Source organism: Pseudomonas sp. Irchel s3a12 (assembly GCF_900187485.1).
GTDB lineage: Bacteria > Pseudomonadota > Gammaproteobacteria > Pseudomonadales > Pseudomonadaceae > Aquipseudomonas > Aquipseudomonas neuropathica.
In genome coordinates, this window is the sequence record NZ_FYDN01000009.1 from 209,199 (window position 1) to 233,655 (window position 24,457).

At 59.2% G+C, this 24,457-nt stretch carries 29 protein-coding genes and 1 pseudogene; 19 read left to right on the top strand and 11 right to left on the bottom strand.

The annotated features are described in order from the left end of the window. Window positions 1-227: 227 nt before the first annotated feature. The 4 genes and pseudogenes from CKW14_RS16975 to CKW14_RS16990 all read left to right on the top strand — a co-directional run bounded on the left by CKW14_RS16975 (window position 228) and on the right by CKW14_RS16990 (window position 3,427). Entirely contained in the window at window positions 228-1,208 is a 981-nt protein-coding gene (locus CKW14_RS16975) for an aliphatic sulfonate ABC transporter substrate-binding protein (protein ID WP_095125721.1), read from the top strand. Between the two features lie 62 nt (window positions 1,209-1,270). Then, window positions 1,271-2,113 (top strand): ABC transporter permease, encoded by an 843-nt coding sequence (locus tag CKW14_RS16980; RefSeq protein ID WP_095125722.1) that lies wholly within the window; start codon window positions 1,271-1,273, stop codon window positions 2,111-2,113. Between the two features lie 28 nt (window positions 2,114-2,141). Further along, window positions 2,142-2,822: pseudogene (locus CKW14_RS16985) on the top strand (SOS response-associated peptidase). A 332-nt stretch (window positions 2,823-3,154) separates the two neighbouring features. Then, entirely contained in the window at window positions 3,155-3,427 is a 273-nt protein-coding gene (locus CKW14_RS16990; protein ID WP_095125723.1) for a hypothetical protein, read from the top strand. Between the two features lie 45 nt (window positions 3,428-3,472). On the opposite strand, the gene CKW14_RS29990 is transcribed toward CKW14_RS16990, so the two are convergent. The 3 genes from CKW14_RS29990 to CKW14_RS17000 all read right to left on the bottom strand — a co-directional run bounded on the left by CKW14_RS29990 (window position 3,473) and on the right by CKW14_RS17000 (window position 4,692). Next, window positions 3,473-3,619, bottom strand: coding sequence for a hypothetical protein (locus CKW14_RS29990; RefSeq protein ID WP_176471299.1), 147 nt, complete (start codon window positions 3,617-3,619; stop codon window positions 3,473-3,475). 63 nt (window positions 3,620-3,682) lie between these two features. Further along, window positions 3,683-3,994 (bottom strand): AzlD domain-containing protein, encoded by a 312-nt coding sequence (locus CKW14_RS16995; protein WP_174244501.1) that lies wholly within the window; start codon window positions 3,992-3,994, stop codon window positions 3,683-3,685. After that, window positions 3,994-4,692 carry an AzlC family ABC transporter permease gene (locus CKW14_RS17000; RefSeq protein WP_095125724.1) on the bottom strand — a complete coding sequence of 233 codons (699 nt, stop codon included), beginning with the start codon at window positions 4,690-4,692 and terminating at the stop codon, window positions 3,994-3,996. The genes CKW14_RS16995 and CKW14_RS17000 overlap by 1 nt, the downstream gene beginning before the upstream one ends. A gap of 186 nt (window positions 4,693-4,878) precedes the next feature. On the opposite strand from CKW14_RS17000, the gene CKW14_RS17005 reads away from it, so the two are divergent. Next, the gene (locus CKW14_RS17005) at window positions 4,879-5,262 is read left to right on the top strand and encodes a DUF2784 domain-containing protein (protein WP_095125725.1); all 384 of its coding nucleotides are present in this window, start codon (window positions 4,879-4,881) and stop codon (window positions 5,260-5,262) included. On the opposite strand, the gene CKW14_RS17010 is transcribed toward CKW14_RS17005, so the two are convergent. After that, complete coding sequence (locus CKW14_RS17010) at window positions 5,259-5,699, bottom strand: Rrf2 family transcriptional regulator (protein ID WP_095125726.1); 441 nt, start codon at window positions 5,697-5,699, stop codon at window positions 5,259-5,261. The two genes, CKW14_RS17005 and CKW14_RS17010, sit on opposite strands and share 4 nt — an antisense overlap. A 133-nt stretch (window positions 5,700-5,832) precedes the next feature. On the opposite strand from CKW14_RS17010, the gene CKW14_RS17015 reads away from it, so the two are divergent. Beyond that, window positions 5,833-6,720: an NAD(P)/FAD-dependent oxidoreductase gene (locus CKW14_RS17015; protein ID WP_095050010.1), complete on the top strand. Its 888-nt coding sequence runs from the start codon at window positions 5,833-5,835 to the stop codon at window positions 6,718-6,720. 19 nt (window positions 6,721-6,739) lie between these two features. On the opposite strand, the gene CKW14_RS17020 is transcribed toward CKW14_RS17015, so the two are convergent. Next, entirely contained in the window at window positions 6,740-7,267 is a 528-nt protein-coding gene (locus tag CKW14_RS17020) for a DUF3087 domain-containing protein (RefSeq protein ID WP_095050009.1), read from the bottom strand. A gap of 223 nt (window positions 7,268-7,490) precedes the next feature. Between CKW14_RS17020 and ppnN the strand changes: the two genes are divergently transcribed. After that, window positions 7,491-8,864, top strand: a complete 1,374-nt coding sequence (gene ppnN / locus CKW14_RS17025; RefSeq protein ID WP_007910770.1) for a nucleotide 5'-monophosphate nucleosidase PpnN — start codon at window positions 7,491-7,493, stop codon at window positions 8,862-8,864. 207 nt (window positions 8,865-9,071) lie between these two features. Here ppnN and CKW14_RS17030 read toward each other — a convergent pair whose 3' ends face one another. Together CKW14_RS17030 and CKW14_RS17035 are read right to left on the bottom strand one after the other, a co-directional pair. Continuing rightward, window positions 9,072-10,466, bottom strand: coding sequence for an FAD/NAD(P)-binding protein (locus CKW14_RS17030; RefSeq protein ID WP_095125727.1), 1,395 nt, complete (start codon window positions 10,464-10,466; stop codon window positions 9,072-9,074). Then, a complete protein-coding gene (locus tag CKW14_RS17035) occupies window positions 10,467-11,030 on the bottom strand; it encodes a helix-turn-helix domain-containing protein (RefSeq protein WP_093437325.1) in 564 nt (187 codons plus the stop codon). It abuts the gene before it with no gap. An 85-nt stretch (window positions 11,031-11,115) separates the two neighbouring features. Between CKW14_RS17035 and CKW14_RS17040 the strand changes: the two genes are divergently transcribed. The 7 genes from CKW14_RS17040 to CKW14_RS17070 all read left to right on the top strand — a co-directional run bounded on the left by CKW14_RS17040 (window position 11,116) and on the right by CKW14_RS17070 (window position 18,357). After that, the gene (locus CKW14_RS17040) at window positions 11,116-12,051 is read left to right on the top strand and encodes a DMT family transporter (RefSeq protein WP_095050007.1); all 936 of its coding nucleotides are present in this window, start codon (window positions 11,116-11,118) and stop codon (window positions 12,049-12,051) included. Window positions 12,052-12,299: 248 nt separating this feature from the next. Beyond that, window positions 12,300-15,218 carry a monovalent cation/H+ antiporter subunit A gene (locus CKW14_RS17045; protein WP_095125728.1) on the top strand — a complete coding sequence of 973 codons (2,919 nt, stop codon included), beginning with the start codon at window positions 12,300-12,302 and terminating at the stop codon, window positions 15,216-15,218. Next, window positions 15,218-15,562, top strand: coding sequence for a Na+/H+ antiporter subunit C (locus CKW14_RS17050; RefSeq protein WP_007910763.1), 345 nt, complete (start codon window positions 15,218-15,220; stop codon window positions 15,560-15,562). The genes CKW14_RS17045 and CKW14_RS17050 overlap by 1 nt, the downstream gene beginning before the upstream one ends. After that, window positions 15,559-17,238: a monovalent cation/H+ antiporter subunit D gene (locus tag CKW14_RS17055; RefSeq protein WP_095050005.1), complete on the top strand. Its 1,680-nt coding sequence runs from the start codon at window positions 15,559-15,561 to the stop codon at window positions 17,236-17,238. Before CKW14_RS17050 ends, CKW14_RS17055 begins: the two co-directional genes overlap by 4 nt. Further along, window positions 17,235-17,723, top strand: coding sequence for a Na+/H+ antiporter subunit E (locus tag CKW14_RS17060; RefSeq protein WP_095125729.1), 489 nt, complete (start codon window positions 17,235-17,237; stop codon window positions 17,721-17,723). The genes CKW14_RS17055 and CKW14_RS17060 overlap by 4 nt, the downstream gene beginning before the upstream one ends. Beyond that, the gene (locus CKW14_RS17065; protein ID WP_007910754.1) at window positions 17,720-17,998 is read left to right on the top strand and encodes a K+/H+ antiporter subunit F; all 279 of its coding nucleotides are present in this window, start codon (window positions 17,720-17,722) and stop codon (window positions 17,996-17,998) included. Before CKW14_RS17060 ends, CKW14_RS17065 begins: the two co-directional genes overlap by 4 nt. Continuing rightward, the gene (locus CKW14_RS17070) at window positions 17,995-18,357 is read left to right on the top strand and encodes a Na+/H+ antiporter subunit G (RefSeq protein WP_093437301.1); all 363 of its coding nucleotides are present in this window, start codon (window positions 17,995-17,997) and stop codon (window positions 18,355-18,357) included. The genes CKW14_RS17065 and CKW14_RS17070 overlap by 4 nt, the downstream gene beginning before the upstream one ends. A 109-nt stretch (window positions 18,358-18,466) precedes the next feature. Here the strand turns inward: CKW14_RS17070 and CKW14_RS17075 are convergent, their stop codons facing one another. After that, window positions 18,467-18,907, bottom strand: a complete 441-nt coding sequence (locus tag CKW14_RS17075; RefSeq protein ID WP_095050003.1) for a DUF3995 domain-containing protein — start codon at window positions 18,905-18,907, stop codon at window positions 18,467-18,469. Window positions 18,908-19,001: 94 nt separating this feature from the next. Between CKW14_RS17075 and CKW14_RS17080 the strand changes: the two genes are divergently transcribed. Next, window positions 19,002-19,391: a DUF2946 domain-containing protein gene (locus CKW14_RS17080; RefSeq protein ID WP_016982997.1), complete on the top strand. Its 390-nt coding sequence runs from the start codon at window positions 19,002-19,004 to the stop codon at window positions 19,389-19,391. Between the two features lie 92 nt (window positions 19,392-19,483). Next, window positions 19,484-21,616, top strand: coding sequence for a TonB-dependent siderophore receptor (locus CKW14_RS17085; RefSeq protein ID WP_095125730.1), 2,133 nt, complete (start codon window positions 19,484-19,486; stop codon window positions 21,614-21,616). Between the two features lie 90 nt (window positions 21,617-21,706). On the opposite strand, the gene CKW14_RS17090 is transcribed toward CKW14_RS17085, so the two are convergent. From CKW14_RS17090 to CKW14_RS17100, 3 genes are all read right to left on the bottom strand, one after another. Next, on the bottom strand, window positions 21,707-22,723 hold the full coding sequence (locus tag CKW14_RS17090) for an ABC transporter substrate-binding protein (RefSeq protein ID WP_095125731.1): 1,017 nt from the start codon (window positions 22,721-22,723) through the stop codon (window positions 21,707-21,709). Window positions 22,724-22,850: 127 nt separating this feature from the next. After that, on the bottom strand, window positions 22,851-23,048 hold the full coding sequence (locus tag CKW14_RS17095; protein ID WP_095125732.1) for a hypothetical protein: 198 nt from the start codon (window positions 23,046-23,048) through the stop codon (window positions 22,851-22,853). Next, window positions 23,045-23,494 carry a hypothetical protein gene (locus CKW14_RS17100; protein WP_176471300.1) on the bottom strand — a complete coding sequence of 150 codons (450 nt, stop codon included), beginning with the start codon at window positions 23,492-23,494 and terminating at the stop codon, window positions 23,045-23,047. The genes CKW14_RS17095 and CKW14_RS17100 overlap by 4 nt, the downstream gene beginning before the upstream one ends. Here CKW14_RS17100 and CKW14_RS29580 point away from each other — a divergent pair. From CKW14_RS29580 to CKW14_RS17110, 3 genes are all read left to right on the top strand, one after another. Further along, window positions 23,489-23,812, top strand: coding sequence for a hypothetical protein (locus tag CKW14_RS29580; RefSeq protein ID WP_141231802.1), 324 nt, complete (start codon window positions 23,489-23,491; stop codon window positions 23,810-23,812). The two genes, CKW14_RS17100 and CKW14_RS29580, sit on opposite strands and share 6 nt — an antisense overlap. A 102-nt stretch (window positions 23,813-23,914) precedes the next feature. Further along, window positions 23,915-24,166: a hypothetical protein gene (locus tag CKW14_RS17105; protein ID WP_095049997.1), complete on the top strand. Its 252-nt coding sequence runs from the start codon at window positions 23,915-23,917 to the stop codon at window positions 24,164-24,166. Window positions 24,167-24,216: 50 nt separating this feature from the next. Next, complete coding sequence (locus CKW14_RS17110; protein WP_095049996.1) at window positions 24,217-24,453, top strand: DUF2789 family protein; 237 nt, start codon at window positions 24,217-24,219, stop codon at window positions 24,451-24,453. The last annotated feature ends 4 nt before the right edge of the window (window positions 24,454-24,457 follow it).

Consider the following 24,457-nt stretch of genomic DNA (forward strand, 5'->3'; position numbering starts at 1 on the left):
ATGCATAAGCTCATCACGGTTGATACTTGCTGTTTGCTTGGCAACAGTTGCGAACCACACTGTTTCCCACGCAACAGCTGAAATCCTGCACCTGGCGTTAAAACCCTTATAAACCGGCGCTCTCAAGCACATGGCACAGAGCCTGCAATATTCCATTCATGCAGGAAGCATTCGATAAAAATATCTTTTTGGACATAAGAAACCTGTGCCTTTGCCGGAGCGCCCCCATGACATCGTTCTTTCCCCGACTCAAAACCCTGCTGGCTGCCAGCGCCATGGTGCTGAGCCTGCAACCGCTCGCCCACGCGGCTGAAACCGCGCCGGCTGAAGTGCATCTCGACTACGCCTATTACTCGCCAGTCAGCCTGGTGCTTAAGCACTTCGGCTTCCTCGAAAAGGCCTTGCCGCAAACCAAAGTCAGTTGGGTATTGAGCCAGGGCAGCAACCGCTCGCTGGAATACCTGAACAGTGGGGGCGTGGATTTCGCCTCCAGCGCCAGCCTCGCCGCCGTGCTAAGCCGGGCCAATGGCAGCCCGATCAAATCGGTCTACGTCTACAGCCGCGCCGAATGGACAGCGCTGGTGGTGCGCAAGGATTCGCCATATCAGACCGTCGCCGACCTCAAGGGCAAGAAGATCGCCGCCACAAAGGGCACCGACCCGTACCTGTTCACCCTACGCAGCCTGCAACAGGCCGGACTCAAAAAAGACGATGTGGAACTGGTTCATCTGCAACATCCAGATGGCCGCACCGCGCTGGAAAAAGGCGATGTCGACGCCTGGGCCGGCCTTGATCCCCACATGGCCGCCAGTCAGGTGCAGGCCGGTTCGCGCCTGCTCTACCGCAACCCGGCGTTCAACAGCTACGGCGTGGTCAGCGTCACTGAGCAATACGCCAAAGAACATCCGCAGACTATCGAAACCGTGATCAAAGCCTACGAACAGGCCCGCGACTGGGCGCTGAAAAATCCTGATGAGTTCGCCGCCCTCCTCGCCAAGGAGTCCGACTTGCCGCTGGACGTAGCCAAGTTGCAACTGTCGCGTACCGATCTGAGCAGCCCGCAACTGACCCAACAGGACATTAGTGCCTCCAAGGCAGCGGCGCCGATTCTGGTCTCCGAGGAACTGGTGCGCCGTGGGGTGAATGTCGATCAAGTCATCGATCAATTGCTCGACAGCGGTGTGCAGCAAGCCGTCGCCCGCCAGTAACCGATCAGCCTCAGGACAAATCCGCGCCCGTCGCGGATTTGTTGTGAGCGGAGCCAAAAACCATGACCACTCACAGCAAAGACTTGCCCGCGCCACTTGCCGTACCGCGCCAGCGTCCTGCGCGTTTAAATCCGACATGGCAGCGCCGCTGCAAGGGCCTGGCCCTGCCGCTGCTGATCATCGTTGCGCTGGAAATTATCGTACGCATCGGGTGGCTGCCGTCCTACCAGATGCCGGCACCGAGCGAGATTGCTCTGACCCTCACCGACCTCGCTGAGGGTGCACTGTGGAAACACATCGGCGCCAGCCTGATACGCGTGCTGCTGGGCTTTGCCATTGGCGCCAGTCTGGCGCTGGTGTTTGCCGCCTGGGTCGGTTTGAGCCGCGAAGCCGAGGCCTATCTGGAACCGACTTTCGCCGCCCTGCGTTCAATCCCGAGCCTGGCCTGGGTGCCACTGCTGTTGTTGTGGCTGGGCATCGACGAGACCTCGAAAATTGTCTTGATCGCCATTGGTGCGTTCTTTCCGGTGTACGTCAACGTCGTCGCGGCCATACGCAACATTGACCGCAAACTGGTGGAAGTCGGCCGCATCTATGGCTTCAGCCGCTTGCAACTGGTGCGACGAATATTGCTGCCGGCCGCCCTGCCCGGCCTGTTCACCGGGTTGCGCAGCGGCATGAGTCTGGCGTGGATGTTTCTCGTGGCAGCGGAACTGATCGCGGCCACCAAAGGCTTGGGTTATCTGCTCAGTGACGGCCGGGAAACCTCGCGGCCGGACATCGTGCTGGCCGCGATCATCGTGCTCGCCTTGCTCGGTAAATTCAGCGACGGCCTGCTCGCCATGCTCGAACGCCGCTGGTTGAACTGGCGCGACACATTCACCGGTCAGAGCGCCAGCGACTAAGCTGAAAACTCCAACCGGAGATCGGCCCATGTGCGGAAGACTCTCGCAGTACCGTGGCATTCACGACTTTGTCGCGGTGCTGAGCATTCCCGACGCGTTGATCAACCACGTTGGCGATGCGCCGCTTGATCGCTATAACGCGGCGCCGACCACCGCGCTGGCCGTCCTGCATCAACAAGAGCAACACCTGCAAGCCGACAATCTGCGCTGGGGCTGGCGCCCGCATTGGGCCAAGGATCGCCCACCACCGATTAATGCCCGGGTATAGAAAGTCGCCCACGGACCGTTCTTCCGGGCGATCTGGCGACATCGCTTGATTGTGCCCGTGGACAACTGGTTTGAATGGGTTGATAGCGAAGACAAATCCCGACAACCGTGGCTGATTCGTCGGGCGGATCATGGGGCGGTTTTCTGCGCTGCCATTGGCCAATTTCCGACAGCCGAAACAGCGGCCCGAGACGACGACGGTTTCGTGATCATCACCGCCGATGCCGCCGGCGGCATGCTCGATATCCACGATCGCCGACCGGTGGTGTTCCGCGCAGAGTTGGTGCGCGAATGGCTCGACCCCGCGACACCCGTTGAACGCGCCGAGCAAATGCTGTTGTTCGAAGGTGAAGGCAGTGAAGTGTTCGAGTGGTACAAAGTCGGTAAAGCCGTCGGTAACGTGCGCAATCAGGGGGCCAGTTTGATTATCGAGGAGACTTAAACATTTACCGCCTTGACGCGTCTATCCATGTAGGAGCTGCCGAAGGCTGCGATCTTTTGACGCAGCGTTAGAAGAATAAAACTATTGCAACCTTCAGCGACTCATAAAGGCGAATCACTGCCGTTACAAACTCTGTTTCATCTTTGAAACGCTGCAAATAAAACACACGTTCGAGTGAACAAACCGCCTGTCTGACATTTCAACCGTCATACATACATTTAGATGCACTACGGCTAGCATGCGCGCCGCCTTTCCGATTGGTATACCAGTTGACCAAAGAGTCAACAAACCAGGAATCCCCACAACGTCTACAAGCCTTGCAGAGAAATAAGTTGCGCGACGATTTTGCAATCAAACAGGTCAGCGGCCTGGAGTGTATTTATCTGTCCATGACAGAACGCTTTGAATTCGACTGTTTTATCGGCCACTACATCAAGACCCGAAACCTGCGTGCCGTTCCCGATATCGAACGCATCCTGCGCACCGCCCTCGAAGGGTATCCCGGCCACGCGCCGGTGATGGTCAACGAGCTGAACGCATGGATCGACCGAACATTGGGATATCGGGCTTCACACCCCGATTTCACGCAGCTGGACGATCTCTGAACCCAAAAAAAGCCCCGCATGTGCGGGGCTTTTTCGTAAAAATCTTCAAAACTTGCGGTCTGGATTTGAAAGCTCTGTGGATTCATCGCGCTTCCAGGTCTGTTCGTTGTGTTTCTCCCGCTCTATTTCTTCTTGCGTCGGTTGACCCGTGTCTTGGTCATCCGTCTCTGGCTGCTTTGGCTCAGTCGTCATGTACACCTCCCGTCATCAGTTACCCGTCATCCTTGAAGCGTAGAACAGTTTCAAACGCACAACTTACAACCACCACCGCAGCAAAAAGAAGAACGCCATGCTCAACAACATACTGAGCAAAGTACTGCGCGTGTAAATCACCAGAGCGATCGCTACCAGCGAACTAAGCAGGTACGGATTGTCCCACTGCAGATTCAGCTGTTTGTCCGGCATGAAGACAATCGGCCCGCAGATCGCGGTGAGCATCCCCGGTACTGCAAAACCGAGAAACTGCCGCGCATTACTACTCAAGCGCACCGGCAAACGCGGTTCAAGAAACACGTAGCGATTGAGAAACACCAGAATCCCCATGCCGAAAATCACCGCCCAAACCATCATGTGCGCTCCCGATACAGCTTGTTGCAGATAAACCCTGCCGTCATCCCGGCCAGACCGGACAACACCAGCGCCGAGCCCCATTGCCAGTAACTGAACAACACCGAACAAAACAGCGACACTGCCACGCAAACCACCGTCGGCACGTTGCGCACTACCGGTGTAATCAGGGCAATGAAGGTGGCGGCAATCGAGAAGTCCAGCCCCAGGTGCTCAAGCCCCGGAATGCTGCTGCCAAGGACAATGCCGGCGAGGGTGAACAGGTTCCAGGCGATGTAGAACGTCAGGCCGACGCCGAGCGCATACCAGCGATTGAATTGTTGACGATCATGTTGACTGGTCAGTGCAAACAACTCGTCGGTGAGCAAAAAGCCCAGACCGATGCGCCAGCGCCCCGGCAGTGGCGAAATCACCGAACGCATGCTCATGCCATACAGTAAGTGCTGTGAAGTCAGCAGCAGCGTGGTCAACAGAATCGAAAAAATACCCGCCCCGCCCTTGAGCATACCGATCGCGACCAATTGCGCCGCGCCGGCAAACACAATGCTCGACAAGCCCTGCCCTTGCAGCGGCGTTAGGTTGGCTTCGATCGCCATGGAACCGGCCAGCAGCCCCCAAGGCGCGGTGGCCAGAGACAACGGCATGATCGCCGCAGCGCCGCAAAGGAACGCACTGCGCGGCATAAGTGCATCAGACATAAACGTTCTTCAACCAGGAAAACGGTCGAAGACTGTGCCAGCCATTTCGCTTTTCTGGCTTGAACAATCTTGCGCACTTGTGGGAAATCGGCCGGATGCGCGCGTAATTCGCTGACTTTCGCACTGACCTTTAATGCCCTGAGCGGCGTAACATAGCGCCATTCATAATCGCGTCAGGGAGACGACATGCTGTACCGAATCGCAGCCGACGGGCTGGTGCTGTTTCATTTGTCCTTCATTCTGTTCGTGCTGTTTGGCGGGCTGCTGGTCCTCAAATGGCCACGGGTGATGTGGCTGCATTTGCCGGCCGCTGCTTGGGGCGTGGCGGTCGAAGTGCTGCATCTGACCTGCCCGCTGACTTACTGGGAAAATCTCATGCGCCACGCCGCCGGGCAGACCGAATATGCCGGCGGCTTCATCGAGCATTACATCTGGCCGATCATCTATCCGGCCGGGCTCACCCCGCAGATTCAACTGGCGCTCGGCAGCGTGGTGCTGGCGGTCAACCTGCTGGTGTACGGGCGGGCAATTCGCTCATGGAAACATCGTCGCGCCGCTTCGCCGCTTTAATTATCCTCGCCGACTGACTTGAAGCGGGCCTCGAAATCCGCTGCCAGGTCCGCCAGGGAGATGCCGCCCAACCGCGCCAGCAACAGCGCCTGCGCCTCATCGAAGGTTCGGGTCAGTGCGGCGTTCACCGCTTGCTCGACCAGACACTCCGGGTGATCCGTCGACAAACCGATGGAAAAAATCGACTGCGTGCCCAACGCTTGGTGGATATCCAGCAGGGTGATCTGCGCCAGCGGTTTGGCCAGCGCCCAGCCGCCCTGATGGCCCTTCTCTGACGTCACAAAACCCTGCTCCTTGAGCAAACCCATGGTGCGCCGCACCACTACCGGGTTGGTGCCAAGCATGCCGGCGATGGTTTCCGAGGTCGCGCGCTTTTCATGGCGGGCCATGTGAATCAACACATGGAGCATGCGCGATAACCGCGTGTCGTTTCTCATCGATGATCCTTTTTTCAAGCCTTTGAGAAGATGCGCCGAGTATCGCTTGCAAGGTCTGAAGTTACGAGACTATTGACAGCAATATTTCTCGTAACTTACGGTGTGCCTTGAAAACTCAAGAGGAGATTCGCTCATGGTGTACGACGTCATCATCGTTGGCGGCAGCTATGCCGGGCTGTCCGCCGGCCTGCAACTGGCCCGCGCCCGACGCAATGTGCTGGTGCTGGATTCGGGCCTGCGACGCAACCGTTTTGCCGAAACATCCCACGGTTTCCTCGGCCAGGATGGACGTGCTCCGGAGCAAATTGCTGACGAAGCACGCGCACAATTACTGGCTTACCCCAGCGTGCAATGGCTAACGGATACAGCAGTTGAAGCGACTCGGACTGACAGCGGATTCGATTTGCGCACAGAGAGCGGCCAATGGCTCAGCGCCAAGCGACTGATCCTGGCCTCGGGCGTCATCGACGAGTTGCCGGACATCGACGGTCTCAGGCAACGCTGGGGCCAAAGTGTTTTCCATTGCCCCTACTGCCACGGTTATGAACTGAATCAAGGCGCGATCGGCGTATTGGCGACGTCACCCATGTCGATTCATCACGCCCTGCTACTGCCGGATTGGGGTCCGACCACGTTCTTCACCAACGGTGTCTTCGAGCCGGATGCCGAACAATTGGCGGAACTGGATCGCCGCGGTGTAATTCTGGAAACCCGGCCGGTCAGTCACATCCGTGGCGAGCGTGCGGACGTGGTGCTCAGCGATGGTCAGGTCATCGCCGTTGCAGGCCTGTTTGCCATGCCGCGCACACGCATGGCCAGCCCGCTGGCTGAACAATTGGGATGTACATTCGAGGATGGCCCGATGGGGCCGTTTATTCAGACTGACGCGACACAACAAACCAGCGTCGCCGGCGTATTTGCCTGCGGAGATGCGGCATTGGCTGCCGGTTCAGTAGCGCTAGCAGTTGGCGATGGGGCCCGCGCCGGTGCAGGCACTCATCGCTCAATGATCTTTGGCTGAAACTTATACTGCGGACGTTTCAGCGCGAAGTTGGCTTCAACGCCTCCAGCCAGGCCGGATCCAGGCGCGTCTGCTCGGTATCGAGTCCCAGCGCCTGCATCCGCTCCTTGTGCGTTTCAACTTCCCGCCACAGTTGCCCGTGATCACTGGAGTTGCCGTCCAGTTCGTGCATTTGCGTTAACCCGAGATGGTAAAAGCGCAGAACCTTCATGGCCGTCGGATCATTCTGCTCCACGGCTGCAGTGACCTGATGCATGACGTTGGTGATGCTCATCAGATTGCGCTTGAGCCGCCAGCTGTACACCGCTGGCGCCATCCAGCTCTGATTCCAGAAGCGCCCGCGCAGTAACGCTGCGGTCAGCAGAAACGCCACAAACACGCCGCCGACATTGAAGCGCAGGTTATCGCCGCCAGGCTCGCCGAACAGCGCCACCGCCACGCTGGAAAACAACATCGCCAGCACCAGGAACAGCACGGCGATGATGATCGTGCTGCGGCGGGTCTGCTGGCGAAAAGTGGCGGCATCCATCGGCTGAATCTCGAACATCACAAATGACTTCCTTGAGCGACAAAAGGGCTAACTGAAAAAACCGGCCGGCGCATTATCGCCTCTACCGCGGATTTAGCTATGCTGGGGCTCCTTTTCATCTTTTCAGCGTCCAACGGGGACATGGCGGTACTGCGCAGATCGTGCCATCTTCATTCATGGATACACACTATTCGGATGCCATCGCCTAGTCTTGAGATGACATCGTTTTAAGGATCATTGCATGACCCAACGACACGTAATCAATGCCTCGGTCAGCCCGAAAGGCAGCCTGGAAACCCTTTCTCAACGTGAAGTTCAGCAACTGAGCGAAGCCGGATCCGGCAGCACCTACACCCTCTTCCGCCAGTGCGCCCTGGCCATCCTCAACACCGGCGCCCATGTCGACAACGCCAAGACCATCCTCGAAGCCTACAAGGACTTCGAAATCCGCATTCACCAACAGGATCGCGGTGTACGCCTGGAGCTGCTGAACGCTCCGGCCGACGCCTTCGTTGACGGCGAAATGATCGCCAGCACCCGCGAAATGTTGTTCAGCGCCCTGCGCGACATCGTCTACACCGAAAACGAACTCGACAGCCAACGCATCGACCTGAGCACCTCGCAAGGCATCAGTGATTACGTCTTCCACCTGCTGCGCAATGCGCGCACGTTGCGTCCGGGTGTCGAGCCGAAAATCGTCGTGTGCTGGGGCGGCCACTCGATCAACACCGAAGAATACAAATACACCAAGAAAGTCGGCCACGAACTGGGCCTGCGCAGCCTCGACATCTGCACCGGCTGCGGCCCCGGCGTGATGAAAGGCCCGATGAAAGGCGCGACCATTGCCCACGCCAAACAGCGTATTCATGGCGGTCGTTACCTGGGTTTGACCGAGCCGGGCATCATTGCTGCCGAAGCGCCGAACCCGATCGTCAACGAGCTGGTGATCCTGCCGGACATCGAGAAACGTCTGGAAGCCTTCGTGCGCGTTGGCCACGGCATCATCATTTTCCCAGGCGGCGCCGGTACGGCTGAAGAGTTCCTCTATCTGTTGGGCATCCTGATGCACCCGGACAACAAGGGGCTGCCGTTCCCGGTGATCCTCACCGGGCCGAAACATGCCGCGCCGTATCTGGAACAACTCGACGCCTTCGTCATCGCGACTCTGGGCGAAGCGGCCAAGCAGCACTACGAAATCATCATCGACGACCCGGCCGAAGTGGCGCGGCAGATGACTCAAGGCCTGAAAGCGGTGAAGCAGTTCCGCCGCGAGCGTAACGATGCGTTCCACTTCAACTGGCTGCTGAAAATCGACGAAGGCTTCCAGCGCCCGTTCGATCCGACCCACGAAAACATGGCCAACCTGAAACTGCACCGCGACCAGCCACCGCACGAACTGGCGGCCAACCTGCGCCGAGCGTTCTCGGGCATTGTCGCCGGCAACGTCAAGGACAAGGGCATTCGCCTGATCGAAGAACACGGGCCGTACCAGATCCGTGGTGACGCGGCGATCATGCAACCGCTCGATGCGCTGCTCAAAGCCTTCGTCGCCCAACACCGGATGAAACTGCCGGGCGGCGCGGCGTATGTGCCGTGTTATCGAGTGGTGGCGTAACTCTTTCGGTTACCACGCAACAAATGTAGGAGCGAGCCTGCTCGCGATAGCGGTATATCAGTCGCTGTGATGTCGACTGATCCACCGATTTCGCGAGCAGGCTCGCTCCCACAGGGTCTGGTGTGTAGCGCAAAGGGTGTTTACAACCCAAGTCCCCCTGTGGGAGCGAGCCTGCTCGCGAAGAGGCCCGAAAGAACACTATCAACCTTATCCCACCAACCGCGCCGCCAACGCCTTGGCCTGCAACGCCACATCCGTCACCGCCGTGCTTTCCCACCACATCCCGCGCAATGGCGGCCCCATGGCAAACAACCGGCCAGCCGCGCGCCCCTCGGCATCCAGCACCGCGCCATCCACGGTCGCCGCGATCCCCAACGCCAATGGCCCCGGTTGCACCAGACCACGCGCCAGCACCTGCTGCGGCAACGGTCGCGCCACTCGGCGCCAGTCGTATTCGATACCGCTGGAATTGATCAACGCGGCGCCTTGCACCACGCAGGTTTGCGACTCACCGCGCCGCCGAATGCGAATACGGACGCCACCGTCCGGACTTGCCTCAAGCCCTTTGAACGAAGCTGCCTGAATACGCAATCGCCCTTCTTTATAAAGACGCTCAACCAGCGCCGCACTCAACGGCGGCGAACGGTGGTGATGACTTTCCCACCACGGACGTACATGCCGTACGAATTGTCGACGCTGCGTGTCAGTCGCCTGGCTCCATAAGCGGGCGATGTGCACGCGAACCGCGTCCAGCGGCGCTTGCCAATCGATGCCTTGTGCGATGGCTGCCTGGCATTGCCGACGCAATTCGCGCAACAGCTGCCGAGGCGTGCACAGGCTGTGATCGTCGCCAAGAAAATCCACCCAGGCCGGCGGTTGTCGGCGCACATGGGGCAACAAACCATGGCGGGAAAACACTTCGATCGGCCCGCGATGCCCGGCTTGTTCCAGTGACACCACGGCATCGACCATGGTCAGGCCGGAGCCGATGATCAGCACGGTCGATTGCGGGTCGAGTTGACGCATAGCAGCGACGTCCCAAGGATCGAGCGCTGCGGCGTTGAGACCACTGGAGGTTTTCTGCGGGGTTCGCGCGGCCGGGAACATTCCAGTCGCCAGGACCGCGTAGCCACCGCGCAGTGCCTGACCATTGCTCAGTGTGATCTGCACCGAATCGGCCTCGACCTGCAGGTCGACGACCTCCGCGCGAAGGTGTTCAACGCTTGAGCCATTTCTCGCACCGACACGGCGCGCTTCGGCCAAGCGCTGCTGCACATAGACCCCGAACAATCCACGCGGCGGAAACAGTTCACTGATCGGCACCTTCTGCTCGGCAGACTCTGGCCAGCCGCCAGCAGTAATGTGCTCGGTGAGCCACTGCGTCAGGTCATCGGGATTATCCGGATCAACGCTCATGCGCGCGGCGTTGCCGTTGAGCGTGTGACCCAACTCGACCGCGCTATAGGCCTCGCCTCGACCGATCTCGGCACGCGGTTCGATAATCAGGACATGGCGCCGGCCCGGCAGACGCAACAATTGCACGGCCAGCATCGTGCCGCTGAGGCCGCCGCCGATAATCAGGATGTCTGCACGCTGATTCATTCAAATCACCACATTACGAACAAACCGCGCCGGCACATCCCCATCGTTGCGATAGGAATGCGGCTGGTTACTGGCAAACATAAAAAACTCGCCCGTGCCGATGTGCTGCGGCTGATCGCCGAGCATCAGGGTCAGGCAACCCTCAAAGACGAAAATCTGCTCGCTCCAGCCCTCGGCATCGGCTTGCGAGGGGTAGACCTCGCCCGGTTGCAGGCACCATTCCCATTGCTCGACTTCGCGCGTCGCCGTGGCTTTGGAGAGCAGCACCGCTTTGCTGCCTGGGTGAGTGCCCGCCCAAGCCACCTCATTGATGCGGCTCGGATCACGCGCATCCGGCGCCTGGATCAGATCGCTGAACGCTACATCGAGCGCTTCGGCGACGCGATCAAGGGTGGTCAGGCTGACATTCTTCTCGCCCGCCTCGATCGCCACCAGCATTCGCCGACTGACACCGGACTTTTCTGCCAGCGCGGTCTGACTCAGGTCGGCGGCATGCCGCAGACGCCGGACGTTCTGGCTGACGTGTTGCAGGACGGATGCCCGTTGCATTGAATCTTTGTGCACTATATTGCTCACTCGGTGAGGTTGGGCAGTATACTGCGCAACGTTGGGCGCATTGTGCGGCCTCCTTTTTATAGTGCGCAAGGTCATGACGTCGCAGAACAGCTCCCCCACTCCCCTCCGTTTCTCTCGTTTCAGCAAAGCCGAGTGCGTGCTGGTGCTGATTACCATGGTCTGGGGCGGCACGTTCCTGCTGGTGCAGCACGCGATGACGGTCAGCGGCCCGATGTTTTTTGTCGGCCTGCGTTTTGCGGCAGCGGCTTGTATCGTTGCGCTGTTCTCATGGCGTCATCTACGCGAACTGACCCTGTTCGAACTCAAGGCCGGCGCCTTTATTGGCGTGGCGATCATGCTTGGTTACGGCTTGCAGACGGTCGGGCTGCAAACCATTCCGAGTAGTCAGTCGGCGTTCATTACTGCGTTGTATGTGCCGTTCGTGCCGTTGCTGCAATGGCTGGTGCTCGGGCGTCGTCCGGGCCTGATGCCGAGTATTGGCATCATGTTGGCGTTCACCGGTTTGATGCTGCTGTCGGGGCCGTCCGGGGCTGAGCTGAATTTCAGTCCAGGTGAAATCGCCACATTGATCAGTGCGATCGCGATTGCCGCCGAAATCATTTTGATCAGTACCTACGCCGGCCAGGTGGATGTGCGTCGGGTCACCGTGGTGCAACTGGCCACGACTTCGGTGTTGTCGTTCCTGCTGGTGGTGCCGACTGGCGAATTGATACCGGACTTTTCCTGGACCCTGCTGGTGACCGCGCTGGGGTTGGGCGCGGCGAGTGCGGCGATTCAGGTGGCGATGAACTGGGCGCAGAAGAGTGTTTCGCCAACCCGGGCGACGTTGATCTATGCCGGTGAGCCGGTGTGGGCCGGGATTGTCGGGCGGATTGCCGGGGAGCGGTTGCCGGCGATTGCGCTGGTGGGCGCCGGGTTGATTGTCGCGGCGGTGATTGTCAGTGAATTGAAGACCAAGGGTAAGGTTGCAGAAGCCGAAGCAGAGCTGGAGCGAGAAACTCAAGGTTAATCTGCAATATCTTTAGTGCCTGGACTATAGCTATCGCGAGCAGGCTCACTCCTACACTTGAAATGCGTTCCCCCCTGTAGGAATGAGCCTGCTCGCGATGAGGCCATTCCAAGCAACATCGATCTACCTGAAACAATGCCAAACAGAAAATTCCAGACTACTTTGTAGGATTCTGAGACATCCTGGCGTTTGGTGATCGGGGAGCTGGCACGTATGATGCTTCACAAACTTCCGCAGATTAGAAGCCTATGTCCCTGATAGTTCTACTGCTTCTGCCATTCATTGGCAGCTGTCTGGCAGCGGTGCTGCCTCACAACGCGCGTAATACCGAATCACTGTTGGCAGGTCTGGTCGCTTTGATCGGCACCGTCCAGGTCGCGATGTTGTACCCGCAAATTGCCCACGGCGGCGTGATCCGCGAAGAGTTCATGTGGCTGCCCAGCCTCGGTCTGAACTTCGTTCTGCGTATGGACGGTTTCGCCTGGCTGTTTTCGATGCTGGTACTTGGCATCGGCACGCTCGTTTCTCTCTATGCCCGTTATTACATGTCCCCGGACGATCCGGTGCCGCGTTTCTTCGCGTTTTTTCTGGCGTTCATGGGCGCCATGCTCGGTCTGGTCATCTCCGGCAATCTGATTCAAATCGTGTTTTTCTGGGAGCTGACCAGCCTCTTCTCGTTCCTGTTGATCGGTTACTGGCACCACCGCGCCGACGCCCGTCGCGGTGCTTATATGGCGTTGATGGTCACCGGTGCCGGCGGGTTATGCCTGCTGGCGGGGGTCATGATTCTCGGCCATGTCGTCGGCAGCTATGACCTCGACAAGGTCCTGGCCGCCGGCGACATGATTCGCGCACATTCGCTCTACCCTATCCTCCTTCCCCTGATTCTCATTGGCGCCCTCAGCAAAAGCGCGCAGTTCCCTTTCCACTTCTGGCTGCCCCACGCAATGGCGGCGCCGACTCCGGTTTCGGCCTATCTGCATTCGGCGACCATGGTCAAGGCCGGGGTTTTCCTGCTCGCGCGTCTGTGGCCGTCGCTGTCCGGCAGCGAAGAATGGTTCTACATCGTCAGCGGCGCTGGAGCGTGTACGCTGTTGCTCGGCGCCTATTGCGCGATGTTCCAGAACGATCTCAAAGGTCTGCTCGCTTACTCGACCATCAGCCACCTCGGCCTGATCACGCTGTTGTTGGGTCTCAATAGTCCGTTGGCCGCTGTGGCGGCGGTATTCCACATCCTCAATCACGCGACATTCAAAGCCTCGCTGTTCATGGCCGCGGGCATCATCGACCATGAAAGCGGTACTCGCGATATCCGCAAACTCAGCGGCCTGATCAAACTGATTCCCTTCACCGCGACGCTGGCCATGGTTGCCAGCGCCTCGATGGCAGGTGTGCCGCTGCTTAACGGCTTCCTGTCGAAAGAGATGTTCTTCGCCGAAACCGTGTTCATCAATGCCACTGCGTGGGTTGAAGCGGCGCTGCCGATTGTCGCGACCATCGCCGGTACATTCAGCGTTGCCTACTCGTTGCGCTTCACCGTCGATGTGTTCTTCGGCCCGCCGGCCACTGACCTGCCACACACTCCGCACGAGCCGCCGCGCTGGATGCGTGCGCCGGTAGAGCTTTTGGTATTCACTTGCTTGCTGGTGGGGATTTTCCCGGCGCAGATCGTCGGCCCATTGCTCGCGGCAGCGGCATTGCCAGTGGTTGGCGGCACACTGCCGGAATACAGCCTGGCGATCTGGCACGGTCTGAACGCACCGATGATCATGAGCCTGATTGCCATGTCCGGCGGCATCATCGTCTATCTGTTGCTGCGCAATCAGCTCAAGCGCGGACGTTTCAAATATCCGCCACTGGTGGGCCGCTTCAACGGCAAGCGCCTGTTCGAGCGTAGTCTGGTCGTCATGATGCGTATGGCCCGACGCTTGGAGCGACGACTCGGCACCAAGCGCCTGCAAATGCAATTGTTCCTGATGGTATTGGCGGCGGTACTCGCCGGCCTGATCCCGATGTTGCACAGCACGCTGAGCTGGGGCGACCGGCCGAAAATCCCCGGTTCCATTGTCTTCGTGACCCTGTGGTTGCTGGCCATCGCCTGCGCGCTCGGCGCCGCGTGGCAAGCCAAGTATCACCGTCTCGCCGCCCTGACCATGGTCAGCGTCTGCGGGTTGATGACCTGCGTGACCTTCGTCTGGTTCTCCGCTCCGGATCTGGCCCTGACGCAACTGGCAGTGGAAGTGGTCACCACCGTGCTGATTCTGCTCGGCCTGCGCTGGTTGCCACGCCGCATCGAAGAAGTCTCGCCACTGCCGAGCAGCCTGCGCAAAGCACGCATTCGTCGTCTGCGCGACTTGCTATTGTCGATTGCCGTCGGCGGCGGCATGGCGCTGCTGTCCTACGCGATGCTGACGCGGCAAACGCCGAACGACATCTCCTCGTTCTACCTGAGCCGCGCCATGCCTGAGGGCGGCGGCAGCAACGTGGTCAACGTGATGCTGGTGGATTTCCGTGGCTTCGACACCCTCGGCGAAATCACCGTGCTGGTTGCCGTGGCGCTGACCGTATTCGCCCTGCTGCGGCGCTTCCGTCCTCCGAAAGAAAGCCTGCAATTGCCAGCCCAGCAACGCTTGCTGGCACCGGACGTGGTCACCGATCTGGTCAACCCGCGTTCCGCCAGCGACACCGCGCTCGGCTTCATGATGGTGCCGGCAGTGCTGGTGCGTCTGCTGCTGCCGATTGCGCTGGTAGTGTCGTGCTACCTGTTCATGCGCGGGCACAACCAACCGGGCGGCGGTTTCGTCGCCGGCCTGGTGATGTCGGTGGCTTTCATCCTGCAATACATGGTCGCCGGTACACAGTGGGTCGAGGCACAAATGAGCCTGCGGCCGTTGCGCTGGATGGGCACCGGATTGCTATTCGCCACCGCTACAGGTCTGGGCGCGATGCTGGTCGGTTATCCGTTCCTGACCACACACACCTGGCATTTCAGCTTGCCAGTGCTGGGTGACATCCATGTCGCCAGCGCGCTGTTCTTCGACATTGGCGTGTACGGCGTGGTGGTCGGTTCGACGCTGTTGATCCTCACCGCCCTCGCCCACCAATCGGTGCGGGGTCACAAGACCGCATCGCTGCCCAAGTCCGTCGCTAGTAAAGGAGCCGTCTGATGGAAGAAGTCATCGCAATCGCCATCGGCGTGCTCGCCGCGTCCGGCGTCTGGCTGATCCTGCGGCCACGGACATTCCAGGTGGTCATGGGCCTGTGCCTGCTGTCGTATGGCGTCAACCTGTTCATCTTCAGCATGGGCAGCCTGTTCATCGGCAAGGAGCCGGTGATCAAGGACGGTGTCACCCAGGATTTGTTGCACTACACCGACCCGCTGCCACAGGCACTGGTACTCACCGCGATCGTCATCAGTTTCGCCATGACCGCGCTGTTCCTCGTCGTGCTGCTCGCTTCACGCGGTTTGACCGGCACCGACCACGTTGACGGCCGGGAGCCTAAGGAATGATGGCGATGACTCACCTGATCGCCGCACCGATCCTGCTGCCGCTGCTGACCGCCGCCATCATGCTGATGCTCGGCGAGCGGCACCGACCGTTGAAGGCAAAAATCAACCTGTTCTCCAGCCTCGTCGGCCTGTTCATTTCGGTGCTGTTGCTGCAATGGACGCAAACCACCGGCGTGCCCGGCTCCATCGGGGTTTACCTGCCGGGCAACTGGCAGGCGCCGTTCGGCATTGTGCTGGTGGTTGATCGCCTGTCGGCGCTGATGCTGGTGCTGACCGGGATCATCGGCGTCAGCGCCCTGCTGTTTGCCATGGCCCGTTGGGACGGCGCCGGTTCAAGCTTCCACGCGCTGTTCCAGATTCAGTTGATGGGCCTGTACGGCGCGTTTCTGACGGCGGATCTGTTCAACCTGTTCGTATTCTTCGAAGTCTTGCTCGCCGCGTCTTATGGCCTGTTGCTGCACGGCTCGGGTCGGGCACGGGTCTCGTCGGGGTTGCATTACATCTCGATCAACCTGCTTGCCTCGTCGCTGTTTCTGATTGGCGCGGCCCTGATCTACGGTGTCACCGGCACGCTGAACATGGCCGATCTGGCACTGAAGATTCCGCTGGTACCGGAAGCCGACCGCGGCTTGTTGCACGCCGGCGCGGGGATTCTCGCCGTCGCCTTCCTGGCCAAGGCCGGCATGTGGCCGCTGAACTTCTGGCTCGTACCCGCCTATTCTTCCGCCAGTGCACCGGTGGCGGCGATGTTCGCGATCATGACCAAGGTTGGCGTGTACACCCTGCTGCGTCTGTGGACCCTGTTGTTTTCCGGCCAGGCCGGAGCGTCGGCATTCTTTGGTGGCGACTGGCTGATCTACGGCGGCATGGCGACGATGGCCTGTGCGGCGCTGGCGATTCTGGCCGCGCAACGGCTGGAGCGCATGGCCAGCCTGAGCATTCTGGTGTCGGCGGGGATTCTGTTATCGGCCGTCGGTTTCGCCCAGCCAAACCTGATCGGCGCGGCGCTGTTCTATCTGGTCAGCTCGACCCTGGCGCTGAGTGCACTGTTCCTGCTGGCAGAACTGATCGAACGTTCGCGTTCGGCCAACGAGATCCCGCTGGAAGACGAAAGCGAACTGCTGCCACGCCCACAGGAATCCCTGCAACCGCCCAAAGGCATCAACCTCGATGACGAGCAGAAAGCCGTGGTCGGCCAGGTTATCCCGTGGACTATGGCGTTTCTCGGCCTGAGCTTCATCGCCTGCGCTTTGCTGATTATCGGCATGCCGCCGCTGTCCGGATTTATCGGCAAACTCAGCCTGATCGGCGCCTTGCTCAATCCGCTAGGCCTGGGCACCGGCGCGCCGATATCCAACGCGGCCTGGGCGTTGCTGGCACTGCTGATCCTCACCGGGCTGACGTCGTTGATGGCGTTCTCGCGCCTCGGCATCCAGCGCTTCTGGACCCCGGAGGAGCGCCCTTCGCCGCTGCTGCGCAAACTCGAATGCGCGCCGATCTTCCTGTTGTTGGGGCTGAGCATCGTCTTGACCTTCAAGGCTGAGCCCCTGCTGCGCTACACCCAGGCCACCGCCGAGGCACTGAACAACCCGCAGCAATACGTCATGGCGGTGCTCGGCACCCGCGCCGTCCCGAGCCCGGAAGCCAAATCGGCGATGCTGGAGGTGCAGCCATGAAGCGCGTGTTTCCTGCACCTTTATTGTCGTTGGCGCTGTGCGCCTTGTGGCTGACCCTGAACCTATCGATCAGCCCGGGCAATCTGCTGCTCGGCGCGATACTGGGTTTTGCTGCGCCGTTGATGATGCGCAAACTGCGCCCGAAACAAGTTCGCATTCGCCGTCCGGGAACGATTCTGCGCCTGTTTCTGCTCGTCGGTCGTGACGTGGTGATGTCCAACCTGATCGTCGCGTGGGGCGTGCTCAATGCCGGTCGCCGCCCTCCGCGCTCGGGATTTGTCAAAGTCCCGCTGGACCTGCGCGATGCTCACGGCCTCGCAACGCTGGCGATGATCTGCACGGTGGTGCCCGGCACGGTATGGTCGGAACTGTCGCTGGATCGCAGCATTCTGTTGTTGCACGTCTGGGATCTGGATGACGAAGCGCAGTTCATCGAGCACTTCAAGAGCACCTACGAGCGGCCGCTGATGGAGATTTTCGAATGAGCCCATTACTGTCGAACGCGATCCTGCTGACGCTGTTCCTGTTCTCGCTGGCGATGGTGCTGACCCTGGTGCGCCTGTTCAAAGGCCCTTCGGCGCAAGATCGGGTCTTGGCGCTGGACTACCTGTACATCGTCGCGATGCTGATGATGCTGACCCTGGGCATTCGGTATTCCAGTGACACTTACTTCGAAGCGGCGCTGCTGATTGCGCTGTTCGGCTTCGTCGGCTCGTTTGCCCTGGCGAAATTCCTGCTGCGTGGCGAGGTGATCGAATGAATGCTGAATTGTCGCTATGGATCGAGATTCCGGTGGCGATCCTGCTGGTGCTCAGCGGGCTTTTTGCGCTGATCGGTGCGATCGGATTATTGCGTATGAAGGATTTCTTCCAGCGCATGCATCCGCCGGCACTGGCTTCGACGCTAGGCGCATGGTGTGTGGCGCTGGCATCGATCATCTGTTTTTCGGCGCTGAAGTCCGGGCCGGTCATACATGCCTGGCTGATTCCGGTTTTGCTGGCGATTACTGTGCCGGTGACTACTTTGCTGCTGGCGCGGGCGGCGTTGTTCCGCAAGCGTATGGCTGGGGATGATGTGCCGGCAGAAGTCAGTAGCCGCCGCACCGAGAGTGGTAGCTGAAGATTTGTAGGGGCTGATATGACGCCATCGCGAGCAGGCTCACTCCTACAGGGGAACGCATTCCAAATGTAGGAGTGAGCCTGCTCGCGATAGCGATATCCGACTCACCTCAAACCCAAGCCACCGCCAACAACCCCGCTCCCAATACCGCACACAACGGCGAATACACCCAGGTGTCCAGTCGCGCAAACCGTGAATCCGTCACTTCCTTGAAAAACCCGACCAGATTCGAATCACCAATCGCCCGGGCAAACATCAACAGCGCAATCGCGCTGATCACCCATTGCAGCGCTTTGTGTGTCACCGCCGGCACTCCCCAGCCAACCCGCATACACACCAACGCAGCAATCACCAGCAACGCCGCCGCCACGATCAACGTGAGCCAGCCTGACGGCTTGAACGCCGGCCGCACCGTTGCGACAAATCCGCGCACCGGCACCTGCGGCACCACCACCGCTGCCGCCCACTGCCCACCCAGCGCCCAATACACGTGCATCAAGGCGATCACCGCAAACGTTGTCACCAGCCATTGAGCCAACACAAAGGTCATGGTTGAAATCCTTGGAAAGGGATTTGAACAAATCAGCCTAGTCGCATTTTTTCCAAGTGCACGACCGATCAGCGGTACGGTAAAGTGCCGCCCCATGAAATTCTCCCGTTCCGATCGCTCACTACTGGCCTGGATGCTTTATTGCTGCGTCCTGTTCAACGTGTTCGCCTGCAGCATCGGTCACGGACAAATGGTCGGCATGCAGCTGAACGGTATCGGCGGCCAGTTCTGTACAGTCGACCCGGCCACTCAAGCGCCGCTCGCCAGCAACCCCACTGAAGAACAACTGCCGACCCTGTCCAAGGCATTTGGCTGCCCGCTGTGCTCGGTCGGCGGCGGCATGGGCCCGGCGTTCAACTCCAGCCTGACGCTAGCGATCCTGCCCGAACAACACAGCCCACCACTGGCGCCCATCGTCAGCGCCGACCTCCCTGCCCGCTTCACCTGGCCGTCGGCCAATCCTCGCGCCCCACCGCTCGCCTGAGTGTCTCTGCCTTTTTGATTTGTCAGCCCACTGCGCCAACGCGCGGCGTTTGCCTGTGCGCTGACTCCTAGACAAGCATTCAGGATTCAATGATGAAACAACTCACTCTGCTGGCGAGCCTGTGCGGCTGCCTGTCCGTTAACGTCTGGGCGCAATCCACCGTGGATCTGGCGCCGATCACCATCGATGGCGAGTCCGGCGCAGAACCGGGTCTGAGCCTCGACCAATCCAGCGGCATGGCCTCGCGACTGGGTTTGAGCGTGCGCGACACGCCGGCCTCGGTGGCCATCGCCAATCGCAATGACATCGAACGCCATGGCGCGCAGAACTTCCAGGACGCCGCCAACACCTTGCCTGGGGTCAACGCCAGCGCACCGCCGGGGTTCGGCGGCTTCGTCTCCTATCGTGGCTTCACCAGCAGCCAGATCACCCAGATGTTCAACGGCATCAACGTCTCCGGCGGACTCGCGCGGCCCGTCGATTCATGGATCTATGATCGTGTGGAACTGGTCGGCGGCCCGTCGTCGCTGATCAACGGCGCAGGCTCGGTGGGGGGATCGCTGAACTACGTGACCAAACTCGCCACCCGTGATGAACAAGCGGTTGAAGGCCGGGTCAGCTACGGCACCTACGACACCAGCGAAACCGCTTTCGGCCTCAACCACGCCCTCACCGACCCGAGCGCCGACGTGCAGCACTACGCGCGCCTCGACGTCAGTCACAACACCAGCAACGGCTACATCGACCGCCAGGAGCGCGATGCCTGGAGCGTGGCGTTCTCGCTGCTCAGCGATCTCACACCCGACCTGTCGCACACGTTGGCCCTGGAATATCAGGATGAACACGAAGACAGTCCGTACTGGGGCACGCCCGTGCTCAATCCCAAGGCCGGCGAGTTGAAGATCGATAAACACAACCGCTTCAATAACTACAACGTCGAGGACGGTCGCTACGAGCAGCGGACGATCTGGGTCCGTTCGATCATCGACTACCGGATCAACGACAGCACCACCCTGCGCAATACGCTGTACCACCTCGACAGCCAACGCGATTACCGCAACCTCGAAACCTACCAGTACAACGCCGACAACACCGCGGTGAATCGCTCCACTGCGTATCAGGTGCGTCATCAAGGCGAGCAGAACGGCAACCAGTTCGAGTTGCGCCATGACAACACGCTGTTCGGTCTCGATACGACGTGGTCGGCGGGCTTCGAATACAAGGTCAACCAGACCACCAACTCGCCGCTGAACGTCAAAGGCGCTAGCTCGGTTGACCCGAACAACTACCGTCCGGGGCATTTTTACGACATCCCGGGCACCAACCCCAAGCTGATCAGCGACAAAACCAACGAGGTCACCACCAAAGCATTGTTCGTGGAAAACCGTTTAGCGTTGACCGACAAACTGTCGCTGCTCACCGGCCTGCGCTATGACGACATTGACCTCGACGTGACCAACCATCGCACGGTAACCGCCACCAACCCGAAACACCTCAAGCGCAGTTGGGAACCAGTCACCGGCCGCGCCGGCCTGACTTACCAATTCATTCCGTCGGCCAACGTCTACGTGCAATACAGCACCGCCGCCGAGCAACCGAACGGCACGCAAGACTTCGACGTTTCCACCGGTAAGCAATGGGAGATTGGCAGCAAATTTGATTATCTGAACGGGCGCGGCTCGGCGACGATTGCGGCCTACACCATTGAGCGAAAGGACTTCGCCGTGACCGATCCGCTGGACCCGACCAGCAGTATTCCGGTCGGTCAGCAGACGTCGAAAGGTTTAGAGATCGCCAGCTCGTTGCGGATCACCGACAAGCTGCTGGCTGAAGGCAACTTCGCTTGGGTCGATGCGCAATACGATGATTTCACCGAAAAGAATGCCGCCGGCGTGGTGGTATCACGCAAGGGCAACACGCCGACCAACGTGCCGGATCGGGTTGGCAATCTGTGGCTGACTTACGATTTTTCGCCGCAATGGCAAGGTGGGGTGGATGCACGATATGTGGCATCGGTGTATGCCGATACTGCGAATACCATGACCGTGCCGTCGTACACATTGTTCGGCAGCTTTCTCAGCTACAAGGTTGATTCGCATACCACCGTCACCGGGCGCGTGCGTAACCTGACCAATGAGGTGTATGCCGAGTTTGCGCATGTTTCGCCGGCGTATTACCTCGGAACACCGCGTACTTTTGAATTAGCGGTGCAGACGAAGTTTTAAAAGCATCGCGAGCAGGCTCACTCCTACAGGGGAATGCATTCCAATTGTAGGCCTTCGCCTGCTCGCGATGAGGCCATCAGCCTCAACCCTTTACTTCAAATCAGCCGAAACCTTATCCGCCACATCCTTCGGCAACCAGGCCTGCCACACATCCGGGTGGGCCTTCATGAACGCCACCGCCGCATCACGCGGCGCCGTGTGCTTCTCGCTCATCTCGGCCAACGCCTTGTTCAACGGCTCGATCGGAAAGTCCACTTTGCTGAAGAATTCGGCAATTTGCGGATATTGCTTCTGGAACGGCGTAGACACACCAATCGACAGCTTCGAAGCCAGCGACCGGGTCGGTTTCGGATTGGGATTATCCGCATCGGTTAGCGTCTTCCAGGCTTCGGCATCAAATGGCGGCTCTTCCAGTTGCACCAGTTTGAACTTGCCCAGTAGCGGTGTTGGCGACCAGTAGTAAAACAGCACCGGCTTACCGCGACGAATCGAAGAACTGATCTCAGCGTCCAGTGCCGCACCGGAGCCACTGCGGAAATTGGTGTAATCGTCCTGCAGACCATAAGCCGTCAACTTCTGCTTGTTGACCACTTCCGACGTCCAGCCGATCGGACTGTTGAGGAACCGACCCTTGCTCGGATTTTCTGCATCTTTGAACACGTCCTTGTACTTTTTAAGATCACTGACACTGCGCAGGTCCGGCGCCAGCGGCTTGATGCCTTTGGCCGGGTCACCCTTGATCACGTACTCCGGCACCCACCAGCCCTCGGTAGCGCCCTTGACGGTATCACCGAGGCTAACGACTTTGCCTTCGGCCTCGGCCTTGACCCACACCGGACTGCGCCCCGCCCACTCCTCGCCAATGACCTGAATGTCATTGTTGGCCAGTGCGGTTTCCAGCGTGATGGTGGTGCCAGGCAAGGTGTCGGTTGGCAAGCCGTAGCCCTTCTCGACGATGATCCGCAGCACATCGGTAATCAGGCTGCCGCTTTCCCAGTTCAGGTCGGCAAAATGGATCGGCGCCTGGGCGGCAATCACCGATGGCGCTGATGTCAGCAAACCGAACGTGGCCACGCTGGCGGCCAATAACCGTCGAAATCCGTTCATGCATTGCACCTCGTGCTGTTCACAGCAATGGCAGGTTGGCCTGACAGAAGACCGCAAGCCTCTGAATACTCAGTCAACTGACTGTAGCCGAGGTTCCTGCTTTTTCCGGGTCATGCTGCGGACGAGGTTATGAATCAGACTTTTCCTGCAAGCTTTGCAGCTCGCGCCTGACCATGCTGGCGTATTCCGCGGGGCGCAACTGATAGATCTGCGCAGCCAGCCAATTCAGCCAGGCACCCTGCAGTTCCGCCTTGGCGGCGAACAACCGCTGGGCTTCCTTGCGTGCAGTGTCGAGGTTCTGCGCATGGAAATCCGCGCGGCTCACTCGCTGGCCTTGAACGTCACCAGCTCACCCTTGCGCCACTTGGCGGCTTTGGCCGTAACGGCTTTCAGGGTTTTGGTCAGGCCTTCCTGCAATTGCTCATGGGCGGCGAACACGGTCACCACGCTATGGCCTTCCTTGAACAGGATGGCGTGCCCGTCAGCGGTTTCGACGAAAGCGTAATCACCCAGTCCATAGACCGTGAGTTTGATTTCGCGAAAACGCAGATCCATCTTGCCGCCTTCGCGGCTGGGCAAGACCGATGCACTGAAATGATCGCCGACCTTGAGCTTGAGCCCCGGTTTGTCATCGACCACCAAGGCACTTTCGGTGTCGATCTCGGCCACGTAAATGCCTTCGGCGTTCTGCTCGGTGATGTAAACAAAACGCGACTGGAACAGCTTGACCAGCTTTGCACGCAAATCACCCAACACGAACAAAGCATGCATATCGAGATTACTGACTGCCAAAGAAACATCCCCACATCTGAAAAAACCGCACACGGAAAACGCGCACGGCAAAAAAACGGCCAGGCCGATGTCACTGCAAACAAATCAATAAAGCCCGAATCGAGCAGAGTGCTCATTCAACGCGAGGTTGGTAAGACTACTGGATTGTCACTCGGGAAACTCATCCCGATGTCGCCAAAACCTGAAGGAAAATTCCTCAGCGTCAGCAAGAGCAGTCTGACTACGAACTTTAGGGAAAATTCTCACGAAAAAAAGCACTTCTCCGACATATCGCTGGCGAAAAATTGCTTTAGATAAGCCCTGTCGTCAACAGGTACTGGCGATTCTAGAGCAGCGATGCTCATTCCGACTACCCGAAACGGCCGGTAAATACCGGCCAACTGATGAAAAGGACTTCATATGTGCACTCGGACTCACTTTGCCATGACCGTTGACGCCCGGATCGAATCGTCGCTGATACTAAGTGCCACCACGATCAACGACGATTACCCGCGTTTCCAAGTGGTACCCGCCGGCAACGCTTTCTTCCATATAAAGGAAACATCGACCGGGCGCGTAAGAGGTTTCCGTGAAGATCACAACGAAGCCTGCGCCCTCGCCCGCTCACTTGAGTCGAAGATCGAACTCCTGGCGAATGGCTGCCTCAGATAAAGAGAGCGACCGATTGTGCCATCCCGGCGCAAATCAAAAAGGAGAACACGATGGATCTGGAAGGTTATAACTTGAAAACTCTGTTCGATCAGTTAGGTCTTCCTTCAGAAGGACCGGAGATCGACAGTTTCATCGACGCGCATCCTCTCGACGCTGACACCAAACTAGTCGATGCCCATTTCTGGTCGGACTCTCAAAGGCAAACGCTGCAAGAGTGGATCAGCAAAGACGATGACAGGGCAATCGTCTTCGACGAGCTGAACGTACGCCTTCACGACGGCAAGTAACCGA

What these genes read in the sequence shown, in the direction of transcription:
- CKW14_RS16975 (WP_095125721.1), top strand. Translation starts at nt 228, where the DNA reads ATGACATCGTTCTTTCCCCGACTCAAAACCCTGCTGGCTGCCAGCGCC.
- CKW14_RS16980 (WP_095125722.1), top strand. Translation starts at nt 1,271, where the DNA reads ATGACCACTCACAGCAAAGACTTGCCCGCGCCACTTGCCGTACCGCGC.
- CKW14_RS29990 (WP_176471299.1), bottom strand. Translation starts at nt 3,619, where the DNA reads ATGACGACTGAGCCAAAGCAGCCAGAGACGGATGACCAAGACACGGGT.
- CKW14_RS16995 (WP_174244501.1), bottom strand. Translation starts at nt 3,994, where the DNA reads ATGGTTTGGGCGGTGATTTTCGGCATGGGGATTCTGGTGTTTCTCAAT.
- CKW14_RS17000 (WP_095125724.1), bottom strand. Translation starts at nt 4,692, where the DNA reads ATGTCTGATGCACTTATGCCGCGCAGTGCGTTCCTTTGCGGCGCTGCG.
- CKW14_RS17005 (WP_095125725.1), top strand. Translation starts at nt 4,879, where the DNA reads ATGCTGTACCGAATCGCAGCCGACGGGCTGGTGCTGTTTCATTTGTCC.
- CKW14_RS17010 (WP_095125726.1), bottom strand. Translation starts at nt 5,699, where the DNA reads ATGAGAAACGACACGCGGTTATCGCGCATGCTCCATGTGTTGATTCAC.
- CKW14_RS17015 (WP_095050010.1), top strand. Translation starts at nt 5,833, where the DNA reads ATGGTGTACGACGTCATCATCGTTGGCGGCAGCTATGCCGGGCTGTCC.
- CKW14_RS17020 (WP_095050009.1), bottom strand. Translation starts at nt 7,267, where the DNA reads ATGTTCGAGATTCAGCCGATGGATGCCGCCACTTTTCGCCAGCAGACC.
- ppnN (WP_007910770.1), top strand. Translation starts at nt 7,491, where the DNA reads ATGACCCAACGACACGTAATCAATGCCTCGGTCAGCCCGAAAGGCAGC.
- CKW14_RS17030 (WP_095125727.1), bottom strand. Translation starts at nt 10,466, where the DNA reads ATGAATCAGCGTGCAGACATCCTGATTATCGGCGGCGGCCTCAGCGGC.
- CKW14_RS17040 (WP_095050007.1), top strand. Translation starts at nt 11,116, where the DNA reads ATGACGTCGCAGAACAGCTCCCCCACTCCCCTCCGTTTCTCTCGTTTC.
- CKW14_RS17045 (WP_095125728.1), top strand. Translation starts at nt 12,300, where the DNA reads ATGTCCCTGATAGTTCTACTGCTTCTGCCATTCATTGGCAGCTGTCTG.
- CKW14_RS17050 (WP_007910763.1), top strand. Translation starts at nt 15,218, where the DNA reads ATGGAAGAAGTCATCGCAATCGCCATCGGCGTGCTCGCCGCGTCCGGC.
- CKW14_RS17055 (WP_095050005.1), top strand. Translation starts at nt 15,559, where the DNA reads ATGATGGCGATGACTCACCTGATCGCCGCACCGATCCTGCTGCCGCTG.
- CKW14_RS17060 (WP_095125729.1), top strand. Translation starts at nt 17,235, where the DNA reads ATGAAGCGCGTGTTTCCTGCACCTTTATTGTCGTTGGCGCTGTGCGCC.
- CKW14_RS17065 (WP_007910754.1), top strand. Translation starts at nt 17,720, where the DNA reads ATGAGCCCATTACTGTCGAACGCGATCCTGCTGACGCTGTTCCTGTTC.
- CKW14_RS17070 (WP_093437301.1), top strand. Translation starts at nt 17,995, where the DNA reads ATGAATGCTGAATTGTCGCTATGGATCGAGATTCCGGTGGCGATCCTG.
- CKW14_RS17075 (WP_095050003.1), bottom strand. Translation starts at nt 18,907, where the DNA reads ATGACCTTTGTGTTGGCTCAATGGCTGGTGACAACGTTTGCGGTGATC.
- CKW14_RS17080 (WP_016982997.1), top strand. Translation starts at nt 19,002, where the DNA reads ATGAAATTCTCCCGTTCCGATCGCTCACTACTGGCCTGGATGCTTTAT.
- CKW14_RS17085 (WP_095125730.1), top strand. Translation starts at nt 19,484, where the DNA reads ATGAAACAACTCACTCTGCTGGCGAGCCTGTGCGGCTGCCTGTCCGTT.
- CKW14_RS17090 (WP_095125731.1), bottom strand. Translation starts at nt 22,723, where the DNA reads ATGAACGGATTTCGACGGTTATTGGCCGCCAGCGTGGCCACGTTCGGT.
- CKW14_RS29580 (WP_141231802.1), top strand. Translation starts at nt 23,489, where the DNA reads ATGCATATCGAGATTACTGACTGCCAAAGAAACATCCCCACATCTGAA.
- CKW14_RS17100 (WP_176471300.1), bottom strand. Translation starts at nt 23,494, where the DNA reads ATGCATGCTTTGTTCGTGTTGGGTGATTTGCGTGCAAAGCTGGTCAAG.
- CKW14_RS17105 (WP_095049997.1), top strand. Translation starts at nt 23,915, where the DNA reads ATGTGCACTCGGACTCACTTTGCCATGACCGTTGACGCCCGGATCGAA.
- CKW14_RS17110 (WP_095049996.1), top strand. Translation starts at nt 24,217, where the DNA reads ATGGATCTGGAAGGTTATAACTTGAAAACTCTGTTCGATCAGTTAGGT.